Source organism: Thermomonas flagellata (assembly GCF_022419185.1).
Classification (GTDB): domain Bacteria; phylum Pseudomonadota; class Gammaproteobacteria; order Xanthomonadales; family Xanthomonadaceae; genus Thermomonas; species Thermomonas flagellata.
This window is the reverse complement of the sequence record NZ_JAJOZK010000011.1, coordinates 91,392-102,394: the sequence shown is the minus strand read 5'-3', so window position 1 is coordinate 102,394 and position 11,003 is coordinate 91,392. Positions and strand designations below refer to the sequence as shown.

Sequence of the window (11,003 nt, the reverse complement as noted above, 5' to 3'; positions counted from 1 at the left end):
GTTGCCCTCGTGGCTTGCATGCGCAAGCTGCTGACCGTGCTCAATGCCATTGCAAGGCACCGCTCCAGCTGGGACTTGACTCTTCATCACGCTTGACTGCCAAGACGGTTGCTCAGTCCAGGCGCAGGCGGCGCTCGGCATGGTCGTACAGGCGCCGCCACAGCAGGCGGTTGAACAGGGTCACGAACACCGCCATCACCACTACCCCGAGCACCACCCGCGGGTAGTCGCCGCGCGCGGTGGCCTCCGCGATGTAGCTGCCCAATCCGTAGGCGGTGTAGGTGCGGTCGCCCCACTGCACCAGCTCGGCGACGATGCTGGCATTCCAGGAGCCGCCGGAGGCGGTCAGCGCCCCGGTCACGTAGTACGGGAAGATGCCCGGCAGGATCACCCGCCGCCACCAGGTCCACGAGCGCAGCCGGTACACCTGCGCCGCCTCGCGCAGGTCGTGGGGGAACGCGCTGGCACCGGCGATCACGTTGAACAGGATGTACCACTGGGTGCCCAGCACCATCAGCGGCGACAGCCAGATGTCCGGGTTGGCGCCGGTGGCGGCGATCGCCACCACCGCGAACGGGAACAGCACGTTGGCCGGGAACGCCGCCAGCAGCTGCGCCAGCGGCTGCACCTTCTCCGCCAGGCGCGGGCGCAGGCCGACCCAGACCCCGATCGGCACCCACACCAGTGAGGTCAGCGCGATCAGCACCGCCACCCGCAGCAGGGTCACCAGGCCACCGCCGATCGCATGCACGAAGTCGGCCGCGTCCAGGTGCGCGCGGGCATAAACCAGCGCCAGCCACAGCCCCCAGCCGGCCGCGGTCAGCAGCAGCGCCGCCCATGCCCGGTCCAGCCACGGCCGGGCTGGCATCGCGTCAGCCGCGCACGCTACCGGCCGCGTCCAGCGCAGGCGCAGGCTGCGCTCCCACAGCCACGCCAGCGGCGCGCCCAAGCGCTTGAGCAGGCGGGTGCGCCGGACCAGGTCGTAGACCCACGAGCGCGGGCGCTCGCTGCCGGCGGTCTGCTCGGCGCGGAACTTGTCGGCCCAGGCCACGATCGGGCGGAACACCAGCTGGTCGTAGAGCACGATCAGCACCGCCATCGCCAATACCGCCCAGCCGACCGCGGCGAAGTCCTGCCGGCGGATCGCCAGCGCCAGGTAGGAGCCGATGCCGGGCAGTTCGACCGTGGTGTCGCCGACCGTGATCGCCTCCGAGGCGACCACGAAGAACCAGCCGCCGGACATCGACATCATCATGTTCCAGACCAGCCCGGGCGCGGCGAACGGGGCCTCCAGCCGCCAGAAGCGCTGCCAGGCCGACAGCCCGAAGCCGCGGCAGACCTCGTCGAGGTCGCGCGGCACCGTGCGCAGCGCGTGGTAGAACGAGAACGCCATGTTCCAGGCCTGGCTGGTGAAGATCGCGAAGATCGCCGCCAGCTCCGCGCCCAGCTGGCGCCCCGGGAACAGGCCGAGGAAGAAGGTCACGGTGAAGGTCAGAAAGCCCAGCACCGGCACCGACTGCAGGATGTCCAGCGCCGGCACGATCAACTGCCCGGCGCGCCGGCTCTTGGCCGCCCAGGTCGCCACGGTGAAGGTGAACAGCAGCGAGGCCGCCATCGCCGCGAACATGCGCACGGTGGTGCGCAGGCCGTATTCCGGCAGGTGGCGGACGTCGAGGCTGACCGGGGCCTGCCCCAAGGCCTCCAGCGGCGCCCGCATCTGCGCCGCGCTATGCCCGAGCAGCACCAGCACCGCCACCAGCAGCGCGAACGCGGCCAGGTCGTAGGGGTTGGGCAGCCAGGCGGCGCGCGTGCGCGCATCGGTGCGCAGCAATCCAGTGGGCAGCGGGAACATGGACGGCATGGTCGGCTCCGACGATGACGCGGCGGGGTCAGCGTGCCCCGCTCAGGGCGACTGGGCGAGGTTGAGCCCCAGCGTGAACAGTGTCTCCGGCTGCGGCCCCGAACGCCGGCCGGCCATCAGGTCGACGCTCACGCGCGGGCCGAACTGGCGGCGCAGCCCGAGCTGCCGCCAGCGGTGGTGGTCGGCCCAAGCTTCCGCGAACGCGGTCCAGTCCTGCCCCAGCGGCTGCTCCAGCCCGGCCCCGCCCATCGCCTTGCCGGGACTGCCGGCCGGCCGGTTCCAGCCAAGGTTCAGGTGCAGCAGGGTGCCGGCGCGCGACGACAACGCCACGCTCAGCGGCAGGTTGAAGGCCCAGCCGAGCCGGTGGCCGCTGCCCGCCGTGCGAGTCACCGCCAGCGAGGCCGCCACGGCGCGGCCCTCGGCGTCCAGATCGCCCCACACATGCTTGAGCATCAGCCCGGCCTGGTTACTGCCGGCCGCGGCGGGGAAATGGCTGAGCATCAGGCTGTACTCGATCCCGCGCGGATTGCAGGCCGGCACGCTGGTCAGTTCCGCCAGCCGCAGGCGCGGCCGCTCCCGTAGCCAGGACTCCAGCTGGCACTGCCCACGCGGAGTCACGGTGGCATCGTCCACGGACAGGCTGGCATCGGCGCGCGCCTGCCCGGCATAGGCCAGCAGGCTGGAGGCGATCAGCAAGGGCAGCAGGCGCATGTGCGGCACTCCGGCGGACGAAGGCGGCCCTTCGCCCGGAGGCCGAAGCAACTAACGGAAACAGTAGGCAGGCGCTGCGCACGCGCGGCGCGGCCCGTCGCCGACCGACGGGCCCTCGGACATCACGGACCGGCGGTTCGACGGAGGTTCCGGGATCGGCTTCGACTGTCCAAGGCAGGCGGGACGCTGGGGAAAGTCGCGCATGCTACGGACTCGGTCGCGGCGCGGTCAACTGCGGTGTGACTGCACCCACCCCGGGCGCGATCGGATATAGTCGCCGCACCATATCGAAACCTGCGGCCATGCACCGTTCCGCTGCCCTCCTATTCGTCCTGTTCGCCCTGCCGGCTGTTCGAGCCGCCGACATCACCACGCCGGCCGCGCTGCCGCCCGCCTGCAGCGGCTTCCAATGGGACGTGCAGCGTGAGCTGACGCTGCTGCAGGCGCCGGCGCTGGCCGTCGCTGCCGGTGCCACGGCGCAGACCGCGCCCACTCTCGCACTCGAGCGCCACTACCGGGTGCAACTACCGGCACAGGACCAGGTGCGGCTGGCCGCCCGTCCCGGCAAGCCGATGCTGGAGGACGCCGCCCGCGCCGGCCTGCTCGCGTTCGACGTACCGCGCGCCGGGGACTACCGAATCGCGATCACCAGCGGCCACTGGCTGGACGTGGTGGATGCCGGCCGCGTGATCCCCTCGCGCGATTTCCAGGGCCAACGCGGGTGCCCGCTGGTGCACAAGATCGTGGCCTACCGGCTGCCCGCCGGGCGGCTGCTGCTGCAACTGGCCGGCGGCGCCGACGCCGAAGTCGGGGTAGTGATCGTGCCGGCGGCGGACGGCTGATGCGCGTTCGCCCGCCGCTCGCAGGCGCCCTGTTGCTGGCCGGCCTGCTCGCCAGCGCGCTCGCCCTCGGCGCCGGGACGCGGCCGGTGCGGATCGCCGACGACGCGCACGACCCGCAGCCGTGGCAGGCGCTCGCCCCAGCCGCGCAGGCGCAGTTCGACCTCGGGCATGCGGTCTTCAACACGACCTGGATGCCGGCCGGCAGCGGCGGCCGCCGCTCCGGGCTCGGGCCGGTGTTCGACGCGGCGTCGTGCGATGCCTGCCACAACAGCCGCCGGCGCGGGCGCGGCCCGCAGGGCGATGGGCCGGTTCCGCCGGACCTGGTGCTGCAGGTCGCGACCCGCCAGCCGGACGGCACGATCACGCCCGGCCACGTCCGCTTCGGCCGGCTCCTCAACACGTCCGCCATTGCCGGCTTTGCAGTGGAGGCGCAGGTCGACGTGCGCTACCAGCCCCGCGCCTACCGGCGCGCCGATGGCAGCACGCTCCTGCTGCACGTACCGGCCTACACGGTGCGCCTCGCCGGGGACGCTCCGCCGCCGCAGGACCTGGTGCTGATGCCGCGCCTGGCCCCGGCGGTGCTCGGCAGCGGCCTGCTCGAACGCGTGCCCGAGGCCGCGGTGCTGGCACTGCCCGCGCGCCAGCCGGCCGCGGTGCGCGGCACGCCAGCTTGGGTCGACACCGCACAGGGCCGGCGCCTCGGCCGCTTCGGCTGGCAGGCGACCCAACCCGACATCGCCGGCCAGACCGCCGCTGCGTTCGCGCGCGAGATGGGCCTGACCAACACGCTGCTGGCCAGCGACGACTGCGCGCCAGGCGATGCCGCCTGCCGCGCGGCGCCGCAGGGCAGCACACCGGAGGTCGCCCCGGACCTGTTCGCCGCGGTGGTCGCGTTCCAGCAGGGCGAGGCGATGCGGCGCACGCCACAGGCGATCGCGCGCGCCGCACAGTTGCCTGACGCCCCTGCGCTATTCGCCCGCGTCGGCTGCACCGACTGCCACCGCCCGCGCCTGCCGCTGGCCGGCGGCGGCGCGATCCCGGCCTACACCGACCTGCTGCTGCACGACCTCGGCCCGGACCTTGCCGACCGCGACGGCGCCGGACGCCCGCTGCCCAGCCGCTGGCGCACCGCCCCGCTGTGGGGCATGAGCACCGCGCTGGAAGGCCAGCGCCCACTGCGCCTGCTGCACGATGGCCGCGCGCGCAGCCTAGAGGAGGCCATCGCCTGGCACGGTGGCCAGGCCGCCGCCGCACGGGCGCGCTTCGATGCGCTGCCGGCAGCACAACGCGAACGCCTGCTGGACTGGCTGCAGACCCTGTAGGCCCCGGCCCTCCCCCATTGCGCGCATGACGGTGGATGCGTCGTTGCCCGGCACACTGATTACCGATATATTTTTCTGTAAATAACGATACCCGAGGGGGTTCCACATGCCGTTTCGCCTACGGCACCTGGCGATTGCCTGTGCCATCGCGCTGACCGCCACCACAAGCTTCGCCCCGCCCGCACGCGCAGCCGATCCGGTCAGCAGCGGCGGCGATGCCTCCGATGCGAAGGAACAGGCCCGCCGCGATGCCGTGTTCACGCTCGGCCAGCTCAGCGTGGTCGGCAACCGCCCGAGCGATGCCGAGGTGGACGACGCGCTGATCACCGCGCGCGAGATGTGGACCTTCGACACCCTCACCCTCGACGACGCGGTCAAGCTGACCCCGGGCGTGACCAGCACCCAGGACACCAACGGCCGCCGCAACGAGCACGACATCTTCGTGCGCGGCTATGGCCGCCTGCAGGTGCCGCTGTCGATCGACGGCGTGCGCATCTACCTGCCGGCCGACAACCGCCTGGACTTCCGGCGCTTCCTCACCACCGATCTGGCCGAGGTGCAGATCAACAAGGGCTATGCGTCGGTGATCGACGGCCCCGGCGCGGTCGGCGGCGCGATCAACCTGGTCACCCGCAAGCCGGTGGCGCCGTTCGAGGCACGCGTCAGCGGCGGGATGGAATTCGACGGGGACGGCCGCGAAGCCGCGTGGAACGGCAGCGCGACCGTCGGCACCCGGCAGCCATTGTTCTACGCGCAGGCCAGCGCCAGCGTGCTCGACCGCGACCACTGGCGGCTGCCGGACGGGTTCCGCGGCACGCCGATCCAGCCGCCCGGCGACCGCCTGCGCTCGGCCAGCCGCGACAGCCGGATCAACCTCAAGTTCGGCCTCACCCCGAATGCCAGCGACGAATACAGCCTGAGCTTCACCCGCCAGGACGGCCGCAAGGGCGCGCCGCTCAACGTCTACAACAACCCGCCCAACCCGCCCAACAGCTATTGGGACTGGCCGGACTGGAACATCCGCAACTTGTACCTCTTGACCCAGACCCAGTGGGACGGCGGCACCTACCTGAAGACCCGCGCCTACCGCAACCGCTTCGACAACGTGCTGTCGGCCTACGACGACGCCAGCTACACCACCCAGTCCAACCCCGGCCGCTTCAACAGCTATTACGCCGACACCAGCCTCGGCGGCAGCGTGGAACTCGGCCTCGTGCCGGCAGCGGGGCACCGGCTGCGGCTGGCCGCGCACTGGCGCAGCGACTGCCATACCGAGTTCAACGTCAACCGCCCGACCAACCCCAACCCCGCGCTACGCTTCCGCGAGCCCCTCCAGCGCAGTCGCGAGGACACCTGGTCGCTGGCGGTGGAGGACACCTGGCAGGCTGGCGACGCGCTCGAGGCGGTGTTCGGCGCCAGTTACGACAGCAACCGGGTCAAGCTGGCGCAGGACTACAGCAGCAGCCGCGGCCTGTTCGCCTACCCGACCGGCGGCAGCCATGCCTGGAACGGACAGGCTGCACTGTACTGGCAGCAGGATGCGGACACCCGCTTCGGTGCCAGCATTTCCTCGCGCACGCGCTTTCCGACCAATTTCGAGCGCTTCAGCACCCGCTTCGGCACCGCCATCCCCAATCCGGATCTGGGCAGCGAGCGCGGCACCAACCTCGAATTGTCCTGGCAGCGCCAGTTCGGCGCGGCCGGCCGGCTGCAGGCGGCACTGTTCCACTCCTGGCTGCGCGACATGATCCAGACCGTGGTGGTCGATCCCGGCCCGCCGCAGCTGACCCAGACCCGCAACGTCGGCGATGGCCGCATCACCGGGCTGGAGCTCGGCGGCGAGGCGCGCCTCGGCGACACCCTGCAGGTCGGTGGCAATGCGACCTTCCTGCGCCGCCGCATCACCGATCCGCTGCAGCCCAATTACCGCCCGGTCGGCACGCCGGACCGCCAGTTGCTGCTGTATGCGACCTGGCGCCCGGCCCCGGCCTGGACGGTCACGCCCAGCCTCGAGGAGGCCGGCGCGCGCTGGAGCGACGGGCCGGCTGGCAGCTACCTGCGTACAGGACGCTACACCTTGGCTAACCTGCAGGTGCAATGGCAGGCCACGCCGGCCTGGCGGGTCGCGCTGGGCGCGCGCAACCTCGGCGATCGCCAGTACGAGCTGGCCTGGGGCTTCCCGGAGCCGGGACGCAGCGTGTACCTGAAGTTCGACTACGCCCCGTGACCACCATCCCCGGCCCGCAGCAGCCGCTGCAAGGCCCGCACCTCGGCCGCGGCGGCCTGCGTCGCGGCGGCCTCCAGCCGGCGGTAGTGCGCCAGTACCGCTTCGCCGGTGGCGGTCAGGCTGGCCCCGCCGCCGCCGCTGCCGCCCTTGCTGGTGTGCACCACCGGTTCGCGCAGGCAGCGGTTCATCGCCTCCACCAGGTCCCAGGCGCGCTTGTAGCTCATCTTCATGCGCCGCCCGGCGGCCGCGATCGAGCCGGTCTCGCGGATGCCCTCCAGCAGCTCGGCCTTGCCCGGTCCGAGCAGCAGCCCGTTGGCGAATTCCAGCCGCAGCTTCATGCGCACCTGCACAGGTTTGATCCGGGTCATGCCGGTTGCCTCCCCTCCGTCCGATGATCGCCCGGTCGCCCGCGCGATCGCCCATCCGATCCAGTGAGCATGCCATGACTGTCGCCCATCCCCCTGCCGGCACCCTGCGCACCCGCGTGCACATCCTGGCCGGCCAGGTCGAGGCGCTCGAGCGCGCGCTCGCACGCGAAGCGCCGCCAGAGGACATCCTGGTGCAGATCGCCGCGGTGCGCGGGGCGGCGCAGGCGCTGATGATGCAGGTGCTGGACGAGCGCCTGCGCGATGAAGTGGTGGGCGAGGACGATGCCGCACGCCGCGCCGCCCGCGCCGACCGCCTGTTGCAGTTGCTGCGCGGCTATGCACGCTGAGCGGTCGCCTCCGCCGCGGTGCGCAGGCGGTCGAGCACCGACTTCAGCGCCAGCGGGCGCAGTGGCTTGGCCAGCAGCGACAGCCCGGCCTCCTGCGCCAACCGCGCCACCTCGCCGCTGCGGTCGGCGCTGACCAGCAGTGCCGGCACCGCACCAGCCATCGCACACAGGCGGGCATGCACGCCGATGCCGTCCTCGCCATGGTCGAGGTGGTAGTCGAGGATCCACAGTGCGCAGGGGCTCTGCTGCTGGACCTGCAGCGCCGCCGCACCATCGCCGGCCTCGTGCACCACGCAGCCCCAGCCGCGCAGCAGCGCCGCCAGCGCCGCGCGCGCCGCGGCATCGTTGTCCACCACCAGCACCGGCAGCCCGGCCAGCCCGCGCGCGGGCAGGCGCGGCGCGGGCGGTGGCGGCCGCCGCGGCACCTGCACGCAGAAGCAGCTGCCGCGCCCGGGCTGGCTGCGCAAGCCGATGGGGGTGTCCATCAGGTCGGCGATCCGGCGCGCGATCGCCAACCCCAGCCCGAGCCCCTGCCCCGGCGCGCCCTCGCCGCGGCGGAATTCCTCGAAGATCGCCTCGCGCTGGGCATCGGGAATGCCCGGGCCGGTGTCGTGCACCTCGATCCCGAGACGGTCGCCCATCCGGCGCACGCCGAGCAGCACGCTACCGCGCTCGGTGTAGCGCAGCGCGTTGGCGAGGAAGTTCTGCAGCACCCGCCGCAGCAGCTGCGGGTCGCACTCCACCCAGGCGCGGGTCGGCACATGACGCAGGCGCAGGCCGCGCTCCGCGGCCAGCGCGCGAAACTGCGCGACCAGCGGCTCGAGCACTTCCGCCAGTGGCAGCACGCGTCGCTGCGGCTGCAGCCCGCCCGCCTCCAGCCGCGACATGTCCAGCAGCGTGGTCAACAGGTCGGTGGTGGCCTCCAGTGCGCCGCCGATGTGCGCCGCCAGCCGCCGCTGCTCGGCATCGCCGCGCTCGCGCAGCGCATCGGTGAACAGGTGCGCGGCGTGCAGCGGCTGCAGCAGGTCGTGGCCGATCGCCGCCAGGAACCGGCCCTTGGCCTCGTTGGCCTGCTCCGCCTCGCGCTTGGCCGATTCCAGCAGCAGGGTGCGCTCGGCCACCCGCTGCTCGAGGGTTTCGTTGCTGCGCTTGAGTTCGGCCTCGGCGCGCCGGAACGCGGTGACGTCGGTGAAGGTGGCGACGAAGCCGCCGCCGGGCATCGGATTGCCGCGGATTTCGATGATGCTGCCGTCCGGGAACACCCGCTCGGACAGATGCGAGGTGCCGGCGCGCATGTGCGCCAGGCGCACCTGCAGCGCGCGCTCGAGCGCCTGCTGCGGCACCTGCAGAACGTGCCGCAGCGCCCAGCGCGAGGCCTCCGCGATCGGCATGCCCACCTGCAGCAGGCCCGGCGGGAACCCGAACAGGTCGGCGTAGCGGCGGTTCCAGGCCACCAGCCGCAACTGCGCATCGACCACGCTGATGCCCTGGCTCATGTTCTCCAGCGCCGCCTCCAGCACGCGCTGGTTGAAGCGCAGGTCCTGCGAGGCCTCGCCGATGATCGCGGCGACCGTGTCGAGATCGGCGCCCGGCTGGCGCCGGCGCGCCGCGTCCAGCAGCACGCGCGCCGAGGACGCCCCGAGCACCGCCGACAGCGCACGCTCGACCGCCGCCTCCGGATGCGCGCCGGACAGCAGTGCCTGCACCTGCGCGGCCGGCAGGAAGCGCCGCGCGACCGCGGCCAGGGCTTCGGCCTGCAGCGGGCGCGAGCCGGCCTGCAGCGCCGGGCGCAGCCAGCCGCCGGCCAGCAGGGGCAACGCGGTGCCGACCGCGAGGCTGGCGGTGACCGCGCGCCCGAGCGGGCTGAACGCCTCCAGCCCGAACAGCTCGGCCGGTGCCAGCCAGGCGATGCCGAACGGCCCGTGGCGCAGCCAGGCCGGCGCCGCGTCCGCCAGCAGCAATGGCAGCGGCAGCACCCACAGCCAGGTCGCGAACGCCGCCAGCAGCCCCAGCAGCACCGCGCGCGGCGGCGTCTGCGGCCGCCAGACCGCGAACGCCAGCGGCGGCGCCAGGGTCGCCAACGCCGAGAACGAGAGCGCGCCGACGTCGGCCAGCGCCGCGTTGCCGGCCACGTGCCGGCTGTAGGCCCAGGCCAGCAGCATCAGCAGCGCGATCCCGAGCCGGCGCAGCAGCAGCACGTCGGCACGCAGATCGCCCTGGCCGCCGCGGCCCCAGGCCCCGCGCAGCAGGCCGGGCGCCAGCCAGTGGTTGCCGATCATCAGGCTCAGGGTGAGGGTGCTGACCACCACCATCCCGGTCGCCGCGCTCAAGCCGCCGAGGAAGGCGAACAGTGCCAGCGGCGCATGCGCCTGCGACAACGGCAGCGCCAGCACGTACAGGTCGGACGGCACCCCGCGTCCGGCCAGCAAGGCGTCGCCGGCGCGTGCCAACGGCAGCACCGGCAGCGCGATCAGGACCAGGTACAGCGGGAACAGCCAGCGCGCGGTCAGCACGTCGCGCGGGTCGCGGCACTCGACCACGCCCACGTGGAACTGGTGCGGCAGGGTGAACATCGCCAGCCCCCCGAGCACCACCAGCGGCAGGAAGCCCCCTGCATCCACCCGTGGCGGCGGCGCCGGCGTGGCGGGCAACTGCAGGCCGAACCAGACGAAGGCGCCCAGCGCGAGCATCGCCGCCAGCTTGAACAGCGACTCGAACGCCATCGCCAGCACCAGGCCGCGGTTGTGCTCGGTCACGCTGGCACGGCGGGTGCCGAACAGCATCGCGAACAGCGCCATCAGCAGCGCCACGTACAGCGCGCTGTCGCGCCATGGCGGCTGGCTCGCGCCCGGTGCCGCGGCGGTCAGCAGCGAAAAGCTCATCGACACCGCCTTCAGCTGCAGGGCGATGTAAGGGATCAGCCCGAGCGCCGCGACCAGCGTGATCGCCGCGGCCAGCCACGCGTCCTTGCCGAGGCGGGTCGCGATCAGGTCGGCGATCGAGGTCGCGTTGCTGGCGCGCGCCAGTTCCACCAGCCGCAGCAGCGCGCCGGCCCCGAACAGGTACAGCAGCAGGGTGCCGACGAAGGTCGGCGGCAGCGGCCAGTCGTAGCGCGCGGCCTGGGTGACCGTGCCATAGAAGGTCCAGGAGGTGCAGTAGACCGCCAGCGACAGCGCGTACACATGCCGCCAATGCGGGGCCAGCACCCGCGGATGGCGCTCGGCATAGAGTGCGACCCCGAACAGCAGGCCGAGCCAGACCAGGGCCGCGACGACGACGGCGGCGGCGCTCAGCATGGCTTGCCCGTCAGGCATCGCGGGGATCG

8 protein-coding genes are annotated in these 11,003 nt (G+C 72.8%); 4 read left to right on the top strand and 4 right to left on the bottom strand.

All coding sequences use genetic code 11. The features are described from left to right. Nucleotides 1-112 precede the first annotated feature (112 nt). A complete protein-coding gene (locus tag ML340_RS10865) occupies nucleotides 113-1,852 on the bottom strand; it encodes an ABC transporter permease (RefSeq protein ID WP_338064435.1) in 1,740 nt (579 codons plus the stop codon). Nucleotides 1,853-1,903: 51 nt separating this feature from the next. Next, nucleotides 1,904-2,572, bottom strand: a complete 669-nt coding sequence (locus tag ML340_RS10860; protein ID WP_240099538.1) for a hypothetical protein — start codon at nucleotides 2,570-2,572, stop codon at nucleotides 1,904-1,906. Between the two features lie 302 nt (nucleotides 2,573-2,874). Between ML340_RS10860 and ML340_RS10855 the strand changes: the two genes are divergently transcribed. The 3 genes from ML340_RS10855 to ML340_RS10845 all read left to right on the top strand — a co-directional run bounded on the left by ML340_RS10855 (nucleotide 2,875) and on the right by ML340_RS10845 (nucleotide 6,963). Next, nucleotides 2,875-3,414: a hypothetical protein gene (locus ML340_RS10855; protein WP_240099536.1), complete on the top strand. Its 540-nt coding sequence runs from the start codon at nucleotides 2,875-2,877 to the stop codon at nucleotides 3,412-3,414. Next, nucleotides 3,414-4,736 (top strand): di-heme oxidoredictase family protein, encoded by a 1,323-nt coding sequence (locus ML340_RS10850; protein WP_240099535.1) that lies wholly within the window; start codon nucleotides 3,414-3,416, stop codon nucleotides 4,734-4,736. The genes ML340_RS10855 and ML340_RS10850 overlap by 1 nt, the downstream gene beginning before the upstream one ends. A 106-nt stretch (nucleotides 4,737-4,842) precedes the next feature. After that, a complete protein-coding gene (locus ML340_RS10845) occupies nucleotides 4,843-6,963 on the top strand; it encodes a TonB-dependent receptor plug domain-containing protein (RefSeq protein WP_240099533.1) in 2,121 nt (706 codons plus the stop codon). Here ML340_RS10845 and ML340_RS10840 read toward each other — a convergent pair. After that, entirely contained in the window at nucleotides 6,951-7,331 is a 381-nt protein-coding gene (locus ML340_RS10840; protein WP_240099531.1) for a winged helix-turn-helix domain-containing protein, read from the bottom strand. The genes ML340_RS10845 and ML340_RS10840 overlap by 13 nt on opposite strands. Nucleotides 7,332-7,405: 74 nt before the next feature. Between ML340_RS10840 and ML340_RS10835 the strand changes: the two genes are divergently transcribed. Beyond that, entirely contained in the window at nucleotides 7,406-7,678 is a 273-nt protein-coding gene (locus ML340_RS10835) for a metal-sensing transcriptional repressor (RefSeq protein ID WP_240099529.1), read from the top strand. Here ML340_RS10835 and ML340_RS10830 read toward each other — a convergent pair. Beyond that, a complete protein-coding gene (locus ML340_RS10830; protein WP_240099527.1) occupies nucleotides 7,666-10,974 on the bottom strand; it encodes a hybrid sensor histidine kinase/response regulator in 3,309 nt (1,102 codons plus the stop codon). The genes ML340_RS10835 and ML340_RS10830 overlap by 13 nt on opposite strands. Between the last annotated feature and the right edge of the window lie 29 nt (nucleotides 10,975-11,003).